This is a genomic window from Metabacillus dongyingensis, from assembly GCF_019933155.2.
GTDB classification, from domain to species: domain Bacteria; phylum Bacillota; class Bacilli; order Bacillales; family Bacillaceae; genus Bacillus_P; species Bacillus_P dongyingensis.
In genome coordinates, this window is sequence record NZ_CP082944.1 from 4233911 (window position 1) to 4252758 (window position 18848).

An 18848-nucleotide genomic window follows, 5' to 3' on the forward strand; every position below is an offset into this window, starting at 1 on the left:
AGAATGTTCTGATAATTATAGCATGAACAGGAGAAAACAGACATGGGGTTTCCCGTTTTTTTTCCTCAAATTACGGGTAGATTTTACATGAGTTATTTCTGTATTCAAGGTTAAAATAGTAGAAACTACTGCGGCAAAAATACTGATAACCGTCAGCTTTTTGTCAAAGGATACGAATTCATGTCGTATGAAGAAAAGCGCAGGCGCCGTTTAGCTCAGGTATGACAGTTAAACTTTTTGCCGGATTCATTCTGGCCGAGGGGTTGGACAAGTCCGCTTGCCATCAATGCGCAAAATGTTATATTTTCTTATCTCTCAAAGAAAATCAGAATAAATGCTGGAGTGAACGACTATGGTGACTTTTGAAAATAAACAGGAATTCAAGATGATGATACAGGACATTCATGTTCATTATGAGCTCTATGAGAACCCTGGAAAACCTACAATGGTATTGATCCACGGCTTTCTTTCTTCCACATTCAGCTACCGGCGGCTGATCCCGTATTTAAGAAATGAATATCGTATTATTGCGGTTGACCTGCCTCCTTTTGGGCAGTCGGAAAAGTCCATCGCATTTGTTTATTCATACCGCAATATGGCTAAAGTCGTCATTGAGCTTTTAAAAAATCTTCAAGTGGATGACGCCATTCTTGTTGGACATTCGATGGGCGGGCAAATTTCCTTGTATGCTTTAAAAGAAATGCCTGAGATGTTCAGAAAGGTTGTCCTTCTTTGCAGTTCAGGATATATGAAAAGATCTCATCCCTCCCTTATATTCGGTTCATATGTGCCTTATTTCTATCTTTGCATCAAACATATTATGAGCCGGCAGGGAGTATGGAAAAACCTTTGCAATGTCGTTTATGACCATTCATTGATTGATCAGGAAATGATGGATGGCTATATTCAGCCGTTTTATGATGACCGGATTTTTATGGCTTTATCACGCATGATTCGTGACCGTGAAGGTGATTTATCTGCAGAGGATTTAAGAAAAATTGAAACACCGAGCCTGCTTATTTGGGGTCAGGAAGATAAAGTCGTCCCTGTACAAATCGGTGAACGCATGAACAAAGATCTTCCAAATTCTCATTTCTTTTCGTTAAAAAATACAGGACATCTAGTTCCAGAAGAGCGTCCTGATTTTGTGTCCGAGCGAATTTTCGAATTTTGCGTGTAACATCCAAATACAGAAACAAAAAATGCAGCTGAGAACGGCAGTTTACCGTTCACAAGCTGCATTATTTTTTATAAGAAGCAATTCAATAGCTATTTTTTCACATTCTTTTAATGGAATAATTTCTTCAAAGGAGAATTCATAAATAGACTGAATTTTTCTGGACAAATGGGAAGGCGCTTCTGAAACATGAACAGCCTGCAAAACATCGAATACTTCTGTTTCATAAGCTTCCGCACCGTAATGTAAGGGATCCCACTTATATAAAATTTCGAGCATCTGCTCATTAGCTTCTTTCATTTCCACTTAATATCACCCATCCATTTCATTTGCATAGCTATTTTATCATATATATTATAAAAGAAAAGCGGAAGCAATTGTTTAGAGCAGACAGACAGATAAGAATTCATCCGAAAAGTCGGGTTTGACTTTTTGGGGAAATTTCTTCTGGCCGAGAAGTTGGGAGTTAGAGCTGGACAAAGAAAAACATTACCAACTGAACAGACCCGGCAAAAAGATAAGGAGTCAACCGAAAAGTCCGATTTTGACTTTTCGGATAAATTTTTATGACAAGGGTTGCAAGATGGAGCAGTCACCAGAAAGCAGAACAGCCCTTATAGTGCACACACATACAGGAAAGTAGGAGGGTTAAAAATGAATCCTTTTGATCAGACAACTGACAGATCCAATACTCAATCCGTGAAGTGGGATTATACGGAGGAAATTTTCGGTATTAAAGATGTTCTGCCTATGTGGGTGGCGGATATGGATTTTAAGGCTCCTCAAGAAGTAGTTGCAGCACTTGCAGAGCGGGCAGCGCATGGTATTTTTGGATATACATCTCCAGGTTCCGGGGCAAAAAAATCCGTGCAAATGTGGATGAAAAAACGCCACAACTGGGACATTACACAAGAATCGATTGTTTTCAGCTCAGGTGTTGTGACAGCTTTAAGCATGGCCATTCAGTCACTGACAGAGCCTGGTGACAGTGTCCTCATTCAGTCTCCCGTTTACCATCCTTTTTTTGATATCACCGAAAAAAACAATCGCACCATCGTTAATAATCAATTAAGTCTTGTAAGGGGGCACTATGAAATTGATTTTGCAGATCTTGAAAAAAAGCTTTCAGATCCTGATGTTAAGCTCATGCTGCTGTGCAGCCCCCACAATCCTGGAGGCAGAGTATGGTCCTTAGATGAATTGAGAAAGATTGGCGAGTTATGTGCTGCCCATCATGTAATCGTGGTATCAGATGAAATTCACTCGGATTTAATGTTATTCGGGCATAAGCACGTGCCTTTAGCCTCCATTTCCAAGGAGCTTGCCAACCTTTCTATTACATGCATGTCACCAAGCAAAACGTTCAATCTTGCAGGTCTCCAATCTTCTGCGATTATCATTCCAAATAAAGATCTTCGGGCTAAATATGAGGATTTTCAAAAAAGACAGGGCTTTTTCACGCTAAATACATTCGGCATCACAGCCATGGAAGCTGCTTATACTTATGGCGATCCTTGGCTCGAGGAGTTAAAAACGTATTTAGAAGGGAACGTAAAAACGGTCACTTCCTTTATCGCTCAAAAGTTGCCGGAGTTAAAAGTGATTCAGCCAGATTCCACTTACCTCGTTTGGATTGACTGCAGAAGCCTCTCAAAAACAGATGCTGAATTGAAGGAGCTGCTGCTTGAAAAAGGAAGACTTGCTCTTGAAGAAGGCACTAAATACGGTCATGGCGGTGAAGGTTTTGTCCGAATGAATATTGGCTGTCCGCGTTCTGTTGTAATTGAGGGGTTAAAACGGCTTGAAAAAGCATTTTCTTAATCAGCAAAAGCCATAATCTGAGATTATGGCTTTTTGTATATTAAAAAATCCTGTTTATAAATGACAGTCAGAAAAACGGCGAACCTTGTATTTTCTCTAGATAAGTATGTTCTTCAGGGAGTGTTCCGAAAGGTCAGATGTTTCACCGCTTCGTCTTTCCTTGTCTTTCAAGAATAGCTTTGTCATACCTGCGAAACGGTTTAATTATCAGCGTCATTAGACAGAACATCCCCTGTTATTAATTGAACTATTTTGAAGTATATTAATTTTTTAAATGGTATAATGAATTCAGAAAATTGTAAAGGTGTCGAGTCCATTGACCATGACAATCGAATCGATTAAAGAATTAATCCTGCATATGACATTCATTCTTTTTCCTGTCTTCATTTATCAGACTGCTTGGCTGAGCAGGCCTTTCAAATCGCCTCCCAGCCGTAACAAAACTCTTATTTATTTGCTTTGTGCACCTTCTGCTATTCTTTGTATAACCTACCCTCTTCATATTGTGGATGATTTAAGCTTTGATCTGCATTCCATCCCCATTGTCATCAGCATTTTATATGGAGGGCCGCTCTCTGGCGCCCTTGTTATTCTCACTGTGTTTGCCTACCATTTTTATACAGGCGGATACTGGCTGCTGCTGAGTATGATTACCATTCCTTTCTATATTATTCTTCCTTACTATCTTCAAAGAAAATGGTTTTTTTATAATAAACAGCGCAAAATGATGTTTATTCTGCTGATTGGCAATATTAAAACCGCAGTCACTTATTCTGCCATGTATTTGACTGGAACACTTGGTCTTACTCCTATGATTTTCACAGGGAACAATACGATAACCTTAGTGCTTGACTGGCTTTTCCTCATGTCTGCATTATTTCTTTCGCAATATGCCATTGAATACATTCGTGAAAACGCAATGATGCGTTATCAGATTATCAAAAACGAAAAGCTCTCCATCATAAGCGAGCTCGCTGCAAGCGTTGCTCATGAAGTCCGCAATCCATTAACGGTAGTGAGGGGTTTTATTCAATTGATGGGTCAGGAACTGCAGGAGAACGAACATAAAAATAAGGACTATTTCGAATTAGTATTATCAGAGCTTGATCGGGCTCAGGATATTATTACCGATTATCTAAATTTAGCAAAACAGCAATATTTTGAAAAAGAGAAAGTTTCTTTATCCTCATTGCTTATTGAAGTCGATCAATTAATGCGCTCTTATGCCAACTACAAAACGGTCACAATCGAAACAAAAATCAACTCGGATTTAGTCGTGTATGGAGATAATCCGAGACTAAAGCAAGTATTTATCAATCTTTTAAAAAATGCGATCGAAGCGGTGCCGGATTTTGAAGGAAAAGTTTTCATCAGAGCCTATTCTTCACATGAATACATCAGAATCAAAATCACTGATAATGGAAACGGAATGACAGCAGACCAGCTTGAACGCTTGGGAGAACCATACTTTACACTAAAGGAAAAAGGAACCGGTCTTGGGTTAACAGTAACCTTTTCCATCATCCATCACCACAGCGGTACTATCCGCTATCAGAGTTCCGTTGGCGAAGGAACAACTGTCACCGTTTCTCTGCCAATTCAATCAGATGTTCAATAGTTCGAATGTTTTTTTCGATTATTTAATAAACTGACCATAGAGACGAAAAGTGACCAGACGAAAAGAACATGAGGAGGGGTTTTACTGAAGAACCGATTCATGCTGATTTTTCTGCTGACCTTATGCCTATTAACCGCAGCCTTCTTTATCCCGAAGCAAATAGGGAACGGCGCACAAGCAATACCGAATGAAGAAATGCAGCAAGAAGCTGCCCTTGCGATTGACACGATTCAAACACTTCACTTTAACTCGTTTCAGCGTGCACTTTCCCTGAACGAGGAAGTGCTGAGCATCAAAGAGCAAAAAGGGTCTAGTCAAAAATGCTATGAAACGACTGTCCAGTTTTATACATTTTTTGGACTGCCTCTCTCAAAAGTAAAAGCAGACTGTAATCAAATCGCAGAAATAAAGTAAAAACGGCCTGAAGGGCCGTTTTTACTTGTTAAGTGATCACTGTTTTTCTTCTGCAGGCTTTACTTCCTTCTTATCAGAACGCTTTCCTTCTTTTTCAGTAATTTCACCGCATCCGATGCGTGTGCCTGAATCACCGGATGGCTGAGTCATTCCATCGTCTTTTAGTTCAGTTATAATGAGCGTTGTCCCCTCTTTCATTAATAAAGAGTTTTTTTCATCTTTTTTCAGCGTCACAGCAGGTGCTGCAATTTCCGCCTCAACAAGCCCATTTTCATCCGCAATCAGGTTTTGCAGATCACCTGCATGAGATCCTTTTGGATGCAGCAGACCGTGCTGCTTTTCATCAGGATTAAAATGATTGCCTGCACTTTTAAACTCCGGCGCCTCGCACTTTGCATTCTCATGAATATGAAAACCATGCTCTCCAGGAGGAAGACCCTCTAAAACCAATTCCAATTTTACGCCTTTTGCCTGTTCGGAGATTTTCACTGTTCCAAGAGAATCTCCGCTTGCATTAAACATTTCTACATCTAATTTTGTCGGTGCCTCTTCCATGCACCCGCTTAAAAATAAAAGAAATAAAACAGCCGGAACGATACGTTTCTTCATTGTTCCCTCCAGATATATGTACTTCTTACCATTTTTTGCATAGTGTGAGTTTTTTATTCTGGAAAATTAAGAAAAGCTTAAAGCGCTCTTGTTCAGAAGCGTTTTAAGCGAGGATCTGCAGCTTGGCATAGATGCAGTAGAATATTTAAAATCTGATCCTATAAAAAATACCAACCCCAAAATTGGAACTTTCAACTTACAATTTATTTTTATGAGCGGCTTTAAGTTTTTTTTCAAATTCCTCTGCTTTCAGTTCTTCTTTTTTCGAGATTTTTTTAATTAACATGAACGCTGCTGCAGCGGCCACGAAAAAGATGAACATGGTAATCCCAGCTGGAAGGTACTCAGACTTGTCTTCAGGAAAATAGAGAAACAAACCTACTATGAAAGCGTTCAACAAAACGATCACTCCTTACCTTTATCCACTTAACTATAACAAGTTTCAGCCCCAAGCTCCACACTATTTCTTGAACTGATGTCTATAAACACTCTATTATTAAAATAACTTCAAAAATAAATGGGGATTTGCACCATTTAAAAACAGGGGGCATAAAAATGAGAGAAGAACTTCTTATTGGGGAAATCGTGACAGGCAACTATAAAACCGGAAAATATATCGGAGAAATCACAAATGTACGGCCAGAGCATTATTTGGTAAAAGTAAAGGCCGTTATGAAACATCCGCTTCAGGGAGACCTGCATATGCCAAAGGAAGCAGAGGTACCTCTCTTTCATGAACGCAGGGCCCTTGCAGAGCATGAGCAAACCAATATTCCAAAGAGCATGGTCCGTAAATATGAAGGAAGCATCCCGTCTTACCATGAATCTCTTATCACAGCTGTTGCAGAACTTGAGAATGACCTTAAAGATGATGCAAGGCCATGGGCAAAAAAGTCACTTGAGAAAATCCAGCTGTTAAAGGCAGATTACTTTAAATAATCAATAAGCCAAATCACGTGTAAGGTGATTTGGCTTATGTTGCAAATTTGTTCATGACTTTTGAAAAATCAATCCTGTCTCCGATTGTCGTTGGTGTTGGTTTTTGCAAATATCGTTTGTCATTTTCGACAAGATTATAAATATTGTAGGTGGTCAGTGCATCATCTAATGCGCAATGATGCCTGCCTGTTCCTTTTTTCCCATACTCTTCAACAGCTTTCCATAAACCCGTCTGATTTCTGTCTCCAAAAAACTTCTTGTACTCCATTGATAAATCTCTGAATTTGCCGGAGAAAGGGAAATCAACATTATTTTTCTGGCAATTTTGCCTGAGTACTTTCATGTCCATATTCCCCCACGTCACAACGGTTGTCTTCGGATAGTCTGCAAACTCCTTTAAGATCGTGATCAATTCCTGAAAGGAAATACCTGAGTTAACCTGTGCCTGAGAAATGTGCAGAAATGATTTGCAGCGATTTGATAAAAAGGGAAACTGAACTGGCCTTACATAAGAGGAAAATTGTTTATGTGCGGTTTGATTGATGATGGAGACGATTCCTACTTCGATTATTTCAGGATAAAATCCGCGCGGGTTGGCTTTTCCTTCTGGCATGGTAAATTCAAAATCAATAAAAATTAATTGATGGTGATCTGCCATACGAACCCTCCTTTCAACTTATTTATTAGACAAAAAAAGAAATTTCCTTTTTATTACTATTATATCACCGAAATGTAAAATATAGCTTTATTTTTCTAAAAATAATGAATATTGCTCAGATATTATTTCTAAAAACGAAAGGATTGATTTATAATATTAAGGGACCCGAAATAAAAACCGGGCTTTTATCTAAAGAAGGTGTTTTTATTTCTATACTAAAACGAAATTTTTTAATCATGTGGACGGCTAACTTTTTTGTTGCAGCAAGTGCGACCATGATTATGCCCTTTTTGTCTTTATACTTGAGCACATTTGGCGATTTTTCAGATGACTATGTGCGCAAATGGGCTGGCTATGTATTTGGCATCTCTTTTTTGATGGCTTTTCTTGTTTCGCCATTATGGGGAAGATTTGGAGATAAGTATGGCTATAAGAAAATTTTGCTGATTACAGGCTCCGGCATTGCCACAAGCATTCTTTTAATGGGTTTCGTAAAATCTGTTCATGAGTTATTTTTACTGCGGCTGGTGATGGGTGCTGTAACTGGATTTATCCCGACTTCTCTCGCTTTAATTTCAGCCCAGACTGAAAAGGAGGTAGCAGGACGCACGCTCGGAACCCTTCAGATGGGGACGGTATCAGGAGGCTTATTCGGACCGCTTATTGGAGGTCTTCTCGCTGACCAGTTTGGTTTTACGTACACGTTTTTCATTACGTCAGGCGTTATATACATATCTGTCCTTCTTGTTGCTTTTGGGATTAAAGAAGCACCGCTCAGAGTAAAAGAGGAAAAAAAGAAATCGTACACAAGAAAACAAGTCTTGCAGCATATTTTTAAATCTCCTCTCCTCTTAACCATTATGTTCTTAACCCTCCTTGTCCAAATTGGCAATTTCAGCATACAGCCGCTGCTAGCTCTTTATGTGAGCGAACTTCACGGCCCGGTCAATCTGGCATTTTTCTCAGGACTCGCTTTTTCCGCTACTGGCGCCGGCAATTTAATCGCTTCAAGGAGATGGGGTTCTCTTGGTGATCGGATTGGACATGAAAAAGTGCTGATTGGATTATTGGTTGCCTCTGTCTTCTGTTTTATTCCGCAGGCGCTTGTCCAAAATTTATGGCAGCTGATGATTTTCCGCTTTCTGTTTGGCATGGCGATTGGCGGCATCATTCCCTGCATTACGGCATTCATCCGCCAGACAGCACCTGTAGCTATGCAGGGCGAGGTCCTTGGCTACAATGTCAGCTTTAAGTTTCTCGGCAATGTTGTCGGACCTGTTCTTGGCGGAATCATTGCAGGCAGCTTCGGAATCTCTGCTGTTTTTTATGTAACAGCCGGTTTGTTTCTGTGCAGCGCGGTTCTATTATGGAAAAGCCTGCGCAGTGAACAAAAAGCCCTGGCAAAAGCGAGCTGAAAACGCGCTATCCAAATTGGAGCGCGTTTTTTCGTCTGCGCCCCATCAGGAAATATCTTCTATCTTATTTCAGCAGATGGTACTATAAGGTGAACACTAATAACCTATAAAGCGAGTGACAGTATTGCGTTCAATAATCGGCTGGATATGCCTGTTTATCATGGCCCCCGTACTTATTTATTTATTTTTCATCTCTGGGGATGAAGTAAAAAATGTGAAAGCTTTATCAGCAGTTTTAGACGAAAAGATTCCTTTAAAAGAAATTCCTCTGACACAAAATAGTTTTATCGTTGATCAAAACGGGTCCCTCGTTTCTGAGATCGTCACAAATCAGGAAAACCGGAGCTTTGTCCCAATTGACAAGATTCCTGAAGCTGTTAAAACCATTTTCATCGTTTCAGAGGATCAAAAATTCTATGAACATATTGGCTTTGATCCTGCCGGGATGGCGAGAGCGGTCATGATTAATGCCAAAAACCAATCCATCGAACAAGGCGGAAGCACAATCACCCAGCAGCTTGCCCGCAATGTCTTTTTATCTCACGAGAAAACCTATAATCGGAAGCTGAGCGAGCTCTTGTATTCCTATCACATAGAGAGAACCTTTTCAAAAGAAGAAATTCTCGAAGGTTATTTAAACGCAGTCTATTTTCATAACGGGGTTTACGGGGTTCAAATGGCAAGCAATTATTATTTCAGCAAGCCAATCGACAAGCTGACACTGGCTCAAATTGCTTTTATCAGTGCTATTCCGAATAATCCAACCTTATATGATCCGATCAAGCATTTTGAAAATACAAAGAAAAGACAGCTGCTGCTGCTTAAAAATCTATTAGACGATGAATATATTACTCAAGAACAATACGACTCTGCTTCAGCAGAAAAGATCAGATTAAATCTGCATCATCGGACAGACCGCTATCCTGACTATGTCACCTATGTACATGATGAACTAAAACGCCTTATTGCTGAAAATGAAGGCTACACAAAAAGAGCAGCAGATGCAGACAAGGATGAAAAAGCTGTCCTTGAGGAAGAGCTTAAAAACAGAGTGCAAGAAGTAGTGAAAAAAGGCGTGATCATCCATACGGCTCTTGATCCAGCCCTGCAGGCTAACGTTGCTGATGCTTTTAAAAATAATCTAAGTGATTCTTCTGTTCAAGGAGCGAGCGTGGTAATTGATCATCATGCTCATCAAATAAAAGCCTTATATGGCGGCCATAATTATCAAAAATTTGATTTCAACCGCGCTTACCAGGCCTATCGCCAGCCAGGATCAGCCATAAAACCATTGCTGGATTATGTTCCGTATATAGATGTAAAAAATGCTGCTGCATCGTCCCTTATAAGCGCAAGACCATTTTGTAAGAAAGACTATTGCCCCAAAAATTATGATGAGAAAACTTACGGAAATGTGACGCTTGAAACGGCTTTTAAAAAATCATACAACACACCTGCTGTCAGAATGCTTGATGAAGTTGGCATTGAAAAAGGATATTCTTATTTAAAGCCGTTCGGTTTCCGTTCGGTAACGCCTGCTGATTACGTGCTTCCATCAGCAATCGGCGGCTTCACAAATGGTTTTTCACCTTTAGAACTAACGCAAGCCTATTCGGCTTTTGCAAATGATGGCGTCTTCCATAAAAGCCATGCCATTATCAAAATAACAGATTTACAAGGGAACGATCTATACAAATGGCAGGAAGAACCGGCAAGAGTGTGGAAAAGCACAACTAATAATGAAATGAGAAAGCTTTTATCGGCTGTTACAGCAAGCGGAACCGGAACAAAAGCCAATCATGCAGCTCCCTATATAGGCGGCAAGACAGGTACGACTAATGACTATAAAGATCTATGGTTTGTCGGTTTAACCGATCGATATGCAGCCGGCGTGTGGATTGGCAAAGACAAATCAGGCAGCATAGTGAATTTAGCCAAATCAGCCCCGCATCAGCTTATATGGAGGGATATCACGAAAAATCGGCCGTTTTAGATTGTTTATTCGTGGAAAAGTAACGATATAGCTTGTAATTGAGGGTGAAATGATGACAAAGGGAAAAATTTTATTATTTGATGGTGTGTGCAATTTCTGTGATGGAACCGTGCAATTTGTGTTAAAGCACGATAAAAAGGCTGTTTTTAAGTTTGCCTCCCTTCAGTCTGATGCAGGACAGCAAATTCTTTCTCATCACAGCCTTCCTCTTTCCGATTTTGACAGTTTCGTTTATGTGGATGGTGACAAGGTTTACCTCAAATCTACGGCTGCTCTGCACGTATTAAAGGAGCTTGGCGGTTTATTCCGGCTAACCTTTTTATTTATAGTCATCCCAAGGCCTATCAGGGATTATGTTTATAGCCTTCTTGCAAAAAACAGATACAAATGGTTTGGAAAGAAGGAATCGTGTACACTCCCTTCTCCTGAAGAAAGAGAAAGATTTTTATAAGAAAAGCCCCTCGCAATAGCCGAGGGGCTTCTTCTATACGGGCAAACTCGCCATCACGCTGTTGTACAATCTCATGCAAATATAAAGGATGCCGAACAAAAAGATGGACCAGAACAGCACATGAAACAAAACAAGTCCAATTAACGAGAACGAAGTTAAGAAAAAGCTGAACTGATAAACAACAAATATGAAATAACAAAGCGTGGCCAGCAGAAAGACAGCGAAAATTCCAATCCCATATTGGATGAGCAGCAGGGAAAGAGCAGCTGCTATTAGATAGATCGCTGATCCAAGCCTGATTTTCTTTAGACTTTCTCCGTCCACATCCTTTGAAAAAAAAAGCAGAGAAAGCTCTGTTACTGTGTCTGCAAGAAGCTTTAGAGCGGAAAAAATCATAAAATAAATAAGAGCAAAAACAATAAACAAGGCTAATTTGATTCCATTCGCTGAAAAGAATTCAAGCATTCCCCCGTAAACACCAAGCCTCTTAAGCACCTTTAAAACCATCATGACAGTCGAGATGGAAAAAGAGGTGCTGAACAGCAGAATGGAAATCAAGGGGAAATAGCTTGTAAAATATGTATTTTTCATTCCATGAATCTCCTAATCTGTCATAATACTCATTCATTATGACCGAGTGCTATCTGGGTTACAAGAACTATTTTCCACATACAAAACAGAACGTCCCAAGACTGACGTTCAGTTTTACTTATTCACATTCACAATCCGAATGTATTCTCTCGGCTTAAATTTCTCAAGCATCCTTTTTTCCTCATTAGACAAATAAAACGGCTCTTCTGTTTCAGACATTTCCGCTTTGCTTTCATTAAAGGAATCAGGATCAATGTAGGTTCGTTTTGTCTTTTCATTTGCAGCCCATGCACTCGTGAACATGGCTGTAAAAATAAAGGAAGCAGTGATGATCTTCTTTTTATTCATATGGATCACCTCATCCCTAGCATGCTCATTCAAAAAAGGAAATATACAAGCCTGCAGTGAAAAAAATCCGTTATTTTTTGGCTGATTTTCGTTTCTTTCTTCTTATTTAATAGAACAGATAAAGGAGGTCAATAATACGTGTGTAAGGAATGCATGAACGAAATATTTACGTTATAATTAATTTTAAATTCAATATAGGGTCTTATGACCGTGAAATTTCATCATAAGGAGGATCAAAAATGACGTTATTACATGCGGCTATCATCTCACCATTTCTACTGGCCATTCTGATACCTTTCCTTTATAAATATTTCAGAAGCGTACATACTGGATGGTTTGTTCTCATTTTGCCGATTGTATTGTTCGTTTATTTTCTTGGGTTTATCGGCGAGACCGTTCAATCAACTGTCAATTGGATACCATCGCTCGGCATTAATTTTACAGCTTATGTGGACGGGCTTGGTCTGCTTTTTGCTTTGCTGATAACAGGTATAGGATCGCTCGTCGTACTGTATTCGATTTATTATCTCTCAAAAGAAAAAGAAAAATTAAATCATTTTTATGTATATCTGCTAATGTTTATGGGAGCTATGCTTGGCGTTGTTCTATCGGATAATGTCATTGTGCTCTACACTTTCTGGGAATTTACGAGCCTTTCATCTTTCTTATTAATCGGCTATTGGTATCACAGAGAAAAATCAAGATACGGTGCATTAAAGTCGATGATGATCACAGTTTTTGGCGGACTTTCAATGCTCGGGGGTTTTGTTCTGCTCTATTTAATGACAGGAACGTTCAGCATCCGTGAAATGATTGAAGCTGTTCCAGGCATCATGACCCACCAGCTGTTTATTCCTGCTCTTGTACTTGTTCTGCTGGGAGCTTTTACGAAATCAGCCCAATTTCCATTTTATATCTGGCTTCCGGATGCGATGGAGGCACCAACGCCTGTCAGCGCGTATCTTCACTCAGCGACGATGGTTAAAGCAGGGATTTATCTTGTTGCAAGGTTCAGCCCTGTATTTGCGATGACGGCTGAATGGTTTTGGCTTGTCAGCATTTTCGGAATCATTACGCTGTTCTGGGGCTCATTAAATGCTGTAAAGCAAACCGATTTAAAAGCGATTCTCGCTTTCTCAACGGTGAGTCAGCTTGGGTTAATCATGTCTTTGCTCGGAGTCGGCGCAGCCGCTCTACATTACGATTCACTTGACGATAATTTTTATACGGTAGCTACTGTTGCAGCAATTTTTCATTTAATTAATCATGCAACATTTAAGGGCAGTCTTTTCATGGTAGCAGGTATTGTTGACCATGAAACCGGCACACGTGATATCCGAAAGCTCGGCGGTTTGATGAGCTTTATGCCGATCACGTTCACAATCGCTGTTATTGGGGCTTTTTCAATGGCCGGTCTGCCTCCATTTAACGGATTTTTAAGTAAAGAAATGTTCTTTACCGGAATGCTCAACGCAACGAAAATGGATATTTTCAATATGGAAACATGGGGATTTTTGTTCCCTGTTCTCGCATGGATTGCAAGTATCTTTACGTTCTTATACAGCATGGTGCTTGTATTTAAAACATTTACAGGTCCTGTTCAATTGGGGAAGCTCGAGCGCAAACCGCATGAAGCACCGCTCGGCATGCTGATTTCTCCAATCATTCTCGGTTCACTTGTTGTGATTTTCGGTTTTTTCCCGAATCTGCTGTCTTATACACTAATTGAGCCTGCAGTAGAATCGATCATGCCGTCTCTGCTTCCTGAAGGCAAAAAGTTTGAAGTTCATATTTCCTTCTGGCATGGATTCAAACCTGAGCTCTTTATGACAATGGGGGTTATAGCGCTTGGCGCAATTGGATACTTGACGCTTGGAAAATGGAGAAAAGTATACGATCTGTTCCCAAAAAAACTTGCGCTCAATAAATTTTATGATGCTTCTTTAAGCGGCATGGAACGCTATTCAAATACATTTACGCGCTTTTACATGACAGGGTTCATCAGAGATTATCTTGCCTATATTTTTGTTTTTCTGATTGTGATAACAGGCGGAACGATGGTCATCAAAGGAGGCTTTTCATTCACTTTGGATGGTACAGCGGAGATTGGCATTTATGAGGCTGTTCTTGCTTTTGCCATGGTGCTTGGAACGGTCACGATTTTATTTTCAAAATCCAGATTGACCGCTATTATTGCACTCGGATCAGTCGGCTACAGTTTAGCCCTGTTCTTTGTCCTGTTTCGCGCACCAGACCTGGCCCTTACCCAGCTTGTAATTGAAACGGTATCGGTGGCGCTGTTTTTACTCTGCTTCTACTTCCTGCCTTCTTTCAAGAAAAGAGAAAAGAAGCTCAGCTTCCGATTAGTGAATTTCTTTATTTCATTGGGAGTGGGACTTGTTGTCACATTGGTTGCTATTTCGGCCAATAGCAATCGCGTCGGCGAAACGATTTCGTCTTTCTTTATTGAAAACAGTTATACAGAAGCCGGCGGTAAAAATATGGTCAACGTTATCTTAGTAGATTTCCGCGGATTTGATACTTTATTTGAGATTACCGTTCTTGGCATTGCTGCACTTGGTATTTACGGCATGGTCAAACTGCGGATGGCAAAGGGGGAGGAAGGATGAAAAAAACACATATCAAAACAAACGACGTGATCCTGCAGACGATTACTAAAGTTGTGTTCTTCATTATCATCATTTTCTCAATTTATCTCTTTTTCGCCGGACACTACACACCTGGCGGCGGATTTGTCGGAGGATTAATGACTTCCTCTGCAATTGTGCTGCTTCTGCTCGCTTATGATGTAAAAACAGTCATCAATATATTGCCTGTCAATTACATTAATCTTGCTGCAGCGGGACTGCTGATCGCCGTTTTAACAGGCGTCGGATCTTTCTTTTTCGGCGTTCCGTTTTTATCCCATACATTCGGTCATGTTGATCTGCCGATTCTTGGGGATACGGAGCTTGCAACAGCAGTCTTGTTTGATCTTGGCGTTTATCTTGTTGTAATCGGTGTAACCCTGACCATTATTCAGACGATTGGAGAGACAGAATAATGGAAATTTTAATGGCAATCGTTGTTGGTATATTGTTTATGGCTGCAACTTATTTAATGCTATCTAAAAGCTTGCTTCGCATTATTATCGGTACAGGTTTGCTGAGCCATGGCGCCCATCTTTTGATCCTTACTATGGGCGGATTGAAAAAAGGCGCAGCACCGCTTCTTGGCGAAGAAGCTTCATCATATGTCGATCCTTTGCCGCAGGCTTTGATTTTAACGGCAATTGTTATCAGCTTTGGTGTTACATCCTTCTTGCTTGTTTTAGCTTACAGAGCGTATCAGGAACTTGGAAGTGATGATATGGATCAGTTAAGGGGAAATGATCATAATGAATAATATCGTGATGCTGCCTCTCATTGTTCCATTATTGGCAGGCATTCTTTTAATCTTTTTCAATAAGTATATAACCGTCCAAAAATGGATGAGCGTCATTGCCTCTTTAATAGCAGGTATCATCTCTTTTCTGCTCGTTTTGGATGTCAGAGAAAATGGTATTCTCACAGTAGAAATCGGAAGCTGGGCGCCTCCGTACGGGATTGTATTCGTTGCAGATATGTTTTCCAGCCTGCTCGTTTTAACAACCAGCATTATCGGGCTGACTTCTATTCTGTTTGCCTTCCGTTCAATCGGGGCTGAAAGAGAGCGTTTTTACTTTTATCCGGCTGTTCAGTTCCTGCTGACTGGTGTAACAGGCGCTTTTTTAACTGGCGATATCTTTAACCTGTTTGTCTTTTTTGAAGTGATGCTTATGAGCTCGTATGTACTGATTGTCCTTGGCGGAACAAAACCGCAGCTGAGGGAATCTATTAAATATATTATCGTGAACATTTTTTCCTCAGCTTTATTCGTCATCACCGTTGCTTACTTATATGCAGTAACAGGCACACTGAATATGGCAGATTTGAGTCAGATAATCAGTGAAAACGGACAAACAGGGATATTGACTGTTATTGCGATTTTATTTTTAGTCGTTTTCGGCATGAAAGGTGCAATCTTTCCGCTTTACTTCTGGATGCCGGGATCTTATCAGGCGCCTCCAGCTGTTGTAACAGCTTTATTTGGAGCTTTGTTAACAAAGGTCGGCGTATATTCCATTACTCGGGTATATTCACTCATTTTCATTCATGACACGGGCTATACGCATCAGATTTTAGCATGGCTCTCTGTTCTGACCATTCTGTTCGGAGTAATTGGAGCAGTTGCATATTGGGATATAGAAAAGATTGTGATTTATAATATCATTGTCGCAGTAGGCGTCATTTTGTTTGGAGTTGCGGTCTTCAATTCACCTGGGATTGAAGGGGCCATTTACTACTTGATCCACGATATGATCATCAAAGGCGCCCTCTTTATGCTTACAGGTGCCATGATTGTGATTACAGGCACAAGTGATTTACGGAAAATGGGCGGACTGCTGAAAAATCATCCTCTCCTTGCGTGGATGTTCTTTATTGCCGCCATTGCCCTTGCTGGAATTCCTCCATTAAGCGGTTTTGTCGGCAAGCTTAAAATTGTCCAGGGCGGCTTTGAAGCCGGAGAATATGTCTTTGCTTTATTTGTCCTGATATCAAGCTTGCTTGTTCTCTACTCCATTATGAAAATTTTTATCAATGGATTCTGGGGTGAAGTCAAGCTTGCGAAAGAACAGGAGAAAGGCTCGACAAAAGGTCTTCTCTTTCCAATCGCTGTCCTGATAGCTCTATCGATTGCTTTTGGGGTTGGAACGGAAGCAGCTGCACCATATATCACTCAAGCTGCTGAAACGCTGCTCGATCCATCAATCTATATTCAAGCCGTGCTGAAGGAGTAGATGTTATGGCCTTTCAAATTTTACTTAATTTCTCTATTGCATTTACATGGATGTTCTTAAAGGGCGAATACTCCGTCCGAGACTTTTTTAACGGCTACTTCTTCGGACTGCTGATGATCTTTGCGCTGCGCCGTTTTTTCAATCACCGGTTCTATCTATGGAATATTATCGCCGTTTTAAAGCTCCTTTATATTTTCAACCGTGAGCTGATTATGTCTAATCTTGCGGTATTAAAAATCGTGCTTGCACCTAAAATCACAACCCGGCCCGGGATTTTCAAGCTTGAAACAGAACTGAAAAAAGATTGGGAAATTACCATTCTGGCCAATTTAATTACCTTGACTCCCGGAACTCTTGTCGTTGAGGTCTCAGACGATAACCGCTTTCTGTATATTCATGCGATGGACTTAGAAGACGCAGAAGAAGCAAGAAAAGATATTAAAAACACGTTTGAGAAAGCCATTCAGGAGGTGAGCCGCTAATGCTCGACCTGGTATTAAGAATCTCACTTCTCATCATAGCTATTTCAACTGTTTTATACTTGTACAGGCTGATCAAAGGGCCATCGATTCCTGACCGGGTCATTGCGCTTGATGCCATTGGAATTAACCTGATTTGTATTACGGCCATCATTTCAGTTATACTCCGAACCAATGCTTTCCTAGAGGTCATTCTGCTGCTTGGAATCCTGACATTCATTGGAACAGTTGCCTTTGCAAAGTTCCTTGAGAAGGGAGAGATTATCGAAAATGATCGTAATAGCTAATATCATTATTGGGTATTTCATTCTTCAGGGGGCACTGCTGAGTCTGATAGCAGCCTTTGGGGTTGTCCGCCTGCCTGATGCCTATACGCGCAATCATGCCGCTTCCAAGAGCGCAACGCTTGGCGTCATCAGTATCCTGCTTGGTGTATTCTTCTATTTTTGGCTGATTGAAGGCCATTTAAATGCACGAATCATACTGGGGATTGTTTTTGTTTTTATGACAGCACCGGTTGCCGGGCACCTCATTATGAGGGCTGCCTATAACACGAAAGTACCGCTTTGGGAAAAAAGTGTTCAGGACGATTTAGAATCAGACCGGAAAAGTGAAAGTGTAAAAGGATGAGATCCGTCTCATCCTTTTTTAAAGGAGCAAAAATTAAATGACCTACGCTATTAAGCTTAGAGACGTTTTTTCACAGCATGCAGATCAGGAAAAAGCTTTTGCGATGGAGAAGTATATGCGCAATCAATTTCGTTTTTTTGGAATAAAATCACCTGAAAGAAAAGAAATTACGAAGCAATTCCTTAAACACCACGGACGGCCTGATCACTTAAAAACCACGATATTGGAACTTTGGACGTTTGAAGAAAGGGAACTATTATATGCTGCGGTCGATATTCTTCTGCTTGAAAAAAAGAAGCTTGGGCAGCTGGACATAGAATGGATAAAACACCTGATCATTACAAACTCCTGGTGGGATACAGTGGATCTAATTGCATCTAACATAATCGGTCACCTCGTTATAAAGAATCCCGAATTGCGGGAAACACACCTCGATCAATGGACTGACTCGGACAATTTCTGGCTTCAAAGAACGGCCATCCTGCATCAATTAAAATACAAGCAAAAAACAGACGAAGCCTGGCTTTACGATGTCATCCTAAAGCACTCAGCATCAGCCGAATTTTTCATTCAAAAGGCAATTGGCTGGTCATTGCGCGAATACTCGAAAACAAATCCTGATTCCGTAAGAACATTTATTGCAGGGAATGAATTGCCTTCTTTAAGCAGGCGTGAAGGAATGAAGTATCTGTAATCATACTCATAGAGTGCTTTTGAGTACCCAAAAATGGAATTCTCTTGGTTTTGAGTACTCATTGCGTGCCGGTGAGTACCCAAAAATGGAATTCTCTTGGTTTTGAGTACTCATTGCGTGCTTTTGAGTATT

22 protein-coding genes are annotated in these 18848 nt (G+C 40.4%); 16 read left to right on the forward strand and 6 right to left on the reverse strand.

The window, feature by feature from the left end; all coding sequences use genetic code 11:
* The first annotated feature begins 352 nt into the window (after positions 1-352).
* Complete coding sequence (locus K8L98_RS21035) at positions 353-1180, forward strand: alpha/beta fold hydrolase (RefSeq protein ID WP_223437836.1); 828 nt, start codon at positions 353-355, stop codon at positions 1178-1180.
* Positions 1181-1222: 42 nt separating this feature from the next.
* Here K8L98_RS21035 and K8L98_RS21040 read toward each other — a convergent pair whose 3' ends face one another.
* Positions 1223-1477, reverse strand: a complete 255-nt coding sequence (locus K8L98_RS21040; protein ID WP_223443649.1) for a DUF1871 family protein — start codon at positions 1475-1477, stop codon at positions 1223-1225.
* A gap of 354 nt (positions 1478-1831) precedes the next feature.
* On the opposite strand from K8L98_RS21040, the gene K8L98_RS21045 reads away from it, so the two are divergent.
* From K8L98_RS21045 to K8L98_RS21055, 3 genes are all read left to right on the forward strand, one after another.
* Entirely contained in the window at positions 1832-2998 is a 1167-nt protein-coding gene (locus tag K8L98_RS21045; RefSeq protein ID WP_223437839.1) for a MalY/PatB family protein, read from the forward strand.
* 322 nt (positions 2999-3320) lie between these two features.
* Positions 3321-4616: an ATP-binding protein gene (locus K8L98_RS21050; RefSeq protein WP_223443650.1), complete on the forward strand. Its 1296-nt coding sequence runs from the start codon at positions 3321-3323 to the stop codon at positions 4614-4616.
* A 99-nt stretch (positions 4617-4715) separates the two neighbouring features.
* Positions 4716-5030 carry a hypothetical protein gene (locus tag K8L98_RS21055; protein WP_223437841.1) on the forward strand — a complete coding sequence of 105 codons (315 nt, stop codon included), beginning with the start codon at positions 4716-4718 and terminating at the stop codon, positions 5028-5030.
* Positions 5031-5066: 36 nt separating this feature from the next.
* Here the strand turns inward: K8L98_RS21055 and K8L98_RS21060 are convergent, their stop codons facing one another.
* Positions 5067-5639 carry a superoxide dismutase family protein gene (locus K8L98_RS21060; protein WP_223437843.1) on the reverse strand — a complete coding sequence of 191 codons (573 nt, stop codon included), beginning with the start codon at positions 5637-5639 and terminating at the stop codon, positions 5067-5069.
* A 196-nt stretch (positions 5640-5835) separates the two neighbouring features.
* Positions 5836-6048 carry a hypothetical protein gene (locus K8L98_RS21065; protein WP_338036994.1) on the reverse strand — a complete coding sequence of 71 codons (213 nt, stop codon included), beginning with the start codon at positions 6046-6048 and terminating at the stop codon, positions 5836-5838.
* 146 nt (positions 6049-6194) lie between these two features.
* On the opposite strand from K8L98_RS21065, the gene kapB reads away from it, so the two are divergent.
* A complete protein-coding gene (kapB, locus tag K8L98_RS21070) occupies positions 6195-6578 on the forward strand; it encodes a kinase-associated lipoprotein KapB (RefSeq protein ID WP_223437845.1) in 384 nt (127 codons plus the stop codon).
* Between the two features lie 34 nt (positions 6579-6612).
* Here kapB and kapD read toward each other — a convergent pair whose 3' ends face one another.
* Positions 6613-7236 (reverse strand): 3'-5' exonuclease KapD, encoded by a 624-nt coding sequence (gene kapD / locus K8L98_RS21075; RefSeq protein WP_223437847.1) that lies wholly within the window; start codon positions 7234-7236, stop codon positions 6613-6615.
* Positions 7237-7472: 236 nt separating this feature from the next.
* Here kapD and K8L98_RS21080 point away from each other — a divergent pair, with 236 nt between their 5' ends.
* The 3 genes from K8L98_RS21080 to K8L98_RS21090 all read left to right on the forward strand — a co-directional run bounded on the left by K8L98_RS21080 (position 7473) and on the right by K8L98_RS21090 (position 11095).
* Entirely contained in the window at positions 7473-8651 is a 1179-nt protein-coding gene (locus K8L98_RS21080) for an MFS transporter (RefSeq protein ID WP_223437849.1), read from the forward strand.
* 160 nt (positions 8652-8811) lie between these two features.
* Positions 8812-10644 carry a transglycosylase domain-containing protein gene (locus K8L98_RS21085; protein ID WP_420828884.1) on the forward strand — a complete coding sequence of 611 codons (1833 nt, stop codon included), beginning with the start codon at positions 8812-8814 and terminating at the stop codon, positions 10642-10644.
* A gap of 52 nt (positions 10645-10696) precedes the next feature.
* On the forward strand, positions 10697-11095 hold the full coding sequence (locus K8L98_RS21090) for a thiol-disulfide oxidoreductase DCC family protein (protein WP_223437853.1): 399 nt from the start codon (positions 10697-10699) through the stop codon (positions 11093-11095).
* 33 nt (positions 11096-11128) lie between these two features.
* On the opposite strand, the gene K8L98_RS21095 is transcribed toward K8L98_RS21090, so the two are convergent.
* Positions 11129-11686 (reverse strand): DUF5366 family protein, encoded by a 558-nt coding sequence (locus K8L98_RS21095; protein WP_223437855.1) that lies wholly within the window; start codon positions 11684-11686, stop codon positions 11129-11131.
* Between the two features lie 114 nt (positions 11687-11800).
* Positions 11801-12034: a hypothetical protein gene (locus K8L98_RS21100; RefSeq protein ID WP_223437857.1), complete on the reverse strand. Its 234-nt coding sequence runs from the start codon at positions 12032-12034 to the stop codon at positions 11801-11803.
* 239 nt (positions 12035-12273) lie between these two features.
* Between K8L98_RS21100 and K8L98_RS21105 the strand changes: the two genes are divergently transcribed.
* Genes K8L98_RS21105 through K8L98_RS21140 form a run of 8 tightly spaced genes read left to right on the forward strand, consistent with a single transcriptional unit; the run spans position 12274 to position 18716 of the window.
* Positions 12274-14664 carry a Na+/H+ antiporter subunit A gene (locus tag K8L98_RS21105; protein WP_223437859.1) on the forward strand — a complete coding sequence of 797 codons (2391 nt, stop codon included), beginning with the start codon at positions 12274-12276 and terminating at the stop codon, positions 14662-14664.
* Positions 14661-15098 carry a Na(+)/H(+) antiporter subunit B gene (locus tag K8L98_RS21110; RefSeq protein WP_070876103.1) on the forward strand — a complete coding sequence of 146 codons (438 nt, stop codon included), beginning with the start codon at positions 14661-14663 and terminating at the stop codon, positions 15096-15098. The genes K8L98_RS21105 and K8L98_RS21110 overlap by 4 nt, the downstream gene beginning before the upstream one ends.
* Positions 15098-15439: a Na(+)/H(+) antiporter subunit C gene (locus K8L98_RS21115; RefSeq protein ID WP_070876102.1), complete on the forward strand. Its 342-nt coding sequence runs from the start codon at positions 15098-15100 to the stop codon at positions 15437-15439. Before K8L98_RS21110 ends, K8L98_RS21115 begins: the two co-directional genes overlap by 1 nt.
* Positions 15432-16913, forward strand: a complete 1482-nt coding sequence (locus tag K8L98_RS21120; protein ID WP_223437861.1) for a Na+/H+ antiporter subunit D — start codon at positions 15432-15434, stop codon at positions 16911-16913. Before K8L98_RS21115 ends, K8L98_RS21120 begins: the two co-directional genes overlap by 8 nt.
* A gap of 5 nt (positions 16914-16918) precedes the next feature.
* Complete coding sequence (locus K8L98_RS21125) at positions 16919-17395, forward strand: Na+/H+ antiporter subunit E (protein ID WP_223437863.1); 477 nt, start codon at positions 16919-16921, stop codon at positions 17393-17395.
* Complete coding sequence (locus K8L98_RS21130) at positions 17395-17679, forward strand: Na(+)/H(+) antiporter subunit F1 (protein WP_223437865.1); 285 nt, start codon at positions 17395-17397, stop codon at positions 17677-17679. Before K8L98_RS21125 ends, K8L98_RS21130 begins: the two co-directional genes overlap by 1 nt.
* Positions 17663-18022: a monovalent cation/H(+) antiporter subunit G gene (mnhG, locus tag K8L98_RS21135; RefSeq protein ID WP_223437867.1), complete on the forward strand. Its 360-nt coding sequence runs from the start codon at positions 17663-17665 to the stop codon at positions 18020-18022. Before K8L98_RS21130 ends, mnhG begins: the two co-directional genes overlap by 17 nt.
* Before the next feature lie 37 nt (positions 18023-18059).
* A complete protein-coding gene (locus K8L98_RS21140; protein WP_223437870.1) occupies positions 18060-18716 on the forward strand; it encodes a DNA alkylation repair protein in 657 nt (218 codons plus the stop codon).
* The last annotated feature ends 132 nt before the right edge of the window (positions 18717-18848 follow it).

Coding starts and splice junctions, on each gene's coding strand:
- K8L98_RS21060 (WP_223437843.1), bottom strand. CDS start 5,639: ATGAAGAAACGTATCGTTCCGGCTGTTTTATTTCTTTTATTTTTAAGC.
- K8L98_RS21115 (WP_070876102.1), top strand. CDS start 15,098: ATGGAAATTTTAATGGCAATCGTTGTTGGTATATTGTTTATGGCTGCA.
- K8L98_RS21110 (WP_070876103.1), top strand. CDS start 14,661: ATGAAAAAAACACATATCAAAACAAACGACGTGATCCTGCAGACGATT.
- K8L98_RS21085 (WP_420828884.1), top strand. CDS start 8,812: ATGGCCCCCGTACTTATTTATTTATTTTTCATCTCTGGGGATGAAGTA.
- K8L98_RS21130 (WP_223437865.1), top strand. CDS start 17,395: ATGCTCGACCTGGTATTAAGAATCTCACTTCTCATCATAGCTATTTCA.
- mnhG (WP_223437867.1), top strand. CDS start 17,663: ATGATCGTAATAGCTAATATCATTATTGGGTATTTCATTCTTCAGGGG.
- K8L98_RS21055 (WP_223437841.1), top strand. CDS start 4,716: ATGCTGATTTTTCTGCTGACCTTATGCCTATTAACCGCAGCCTTCTTT.
- K8L98_RS21120 (WP_223437861.1), top strand. CDS start 15,432: ATGAATAATATCGTGATGCTGCCTCTCATTGTTCCATTATTGGCAGGC.
- kapD (WP_223437847.1), bottom strand. CDS start 7,236: ATGGCAGATCACCATCAATTAATTTTTATTGATTTTGAATTTACCATG.
- K8L98_RS21105 (WP_223437859.1), top strand. CDS start 12,274: ATGACGTTATTACATGCGGCTATCATCTCACCATTTCTACTGGCCATT.
- K8L98_RS21040 (WP_223443649.1), bottom strand. CDS start 1,477: ATGAAAGAAGCTAATGAGCAGATGCTCGAAATTTTATATAAGTGGGAT.
- K8L98_RS21050 (WP_223443650.1), top strand. CDS start 3,321: ATGACAATCGAATCGATTAAAGAATTAATCCTGCATATGACATTCATT.
- K8L98_RS21035 (WP_223437836.1), top strand. CDS start 353: ATGGTGACTTTTGAAAATAAACAGGAATTCAAGATGATGATACAGGAC.
- K8L98_RS21100 (WP_223437857.1), bottom strand. CDS start 12,034: ATGAATAAAAAGAAGATCATCACTGCTTCCTTTATTTTTACAGCCATG.
- kapB (WP_223437845.1), top strand. CDS start 6,195: ATGAGAGAAGAACTTCTTATTGGGGAAATCGTGACAGGCAACTATAAA.
- K8L98_RS21090 (WP_223437853.1), top strand. CDS start 10,697: ATGACAAAGGGAAAAATTTTATTATTTGATGGTGTGTGCAATTTCTGT.
- K8L98_RS21080 (WP_223437849.1), top strand. CDS start 7,473: ATGTGGACGGCTAACTTTTTTGTTGCAGCAAGTGCGACCATGATTATG.
- K8L98_RS21140 (WP_223437870.1), top strand. CDS start 18,060: ATGACCTACGCTATTAAGCTTAGAGACGTTTTTTCACAGCATGCAGAT.
- K8L98_RS21045 (WP_223437839.1), top strand. CDS start 1,832: ATGAATCCTTTTGATCAGACAACTGACAGATCCAATACTCAATCCGTG.
- K8L98_RS21125 (WP_223437863.1), top strand. CDS start 16,919: ATGGCCTTTCAAATTTTACTTAATTTCTCTATTGCATTTACATGGATG.
- K8L98_RS21095 (WP_223437855.1), bottom strand. CDS start 11,686: ATGAAAAATACATATTTTACAAGCTATTTCCCCTTGATTTCCATTCTG.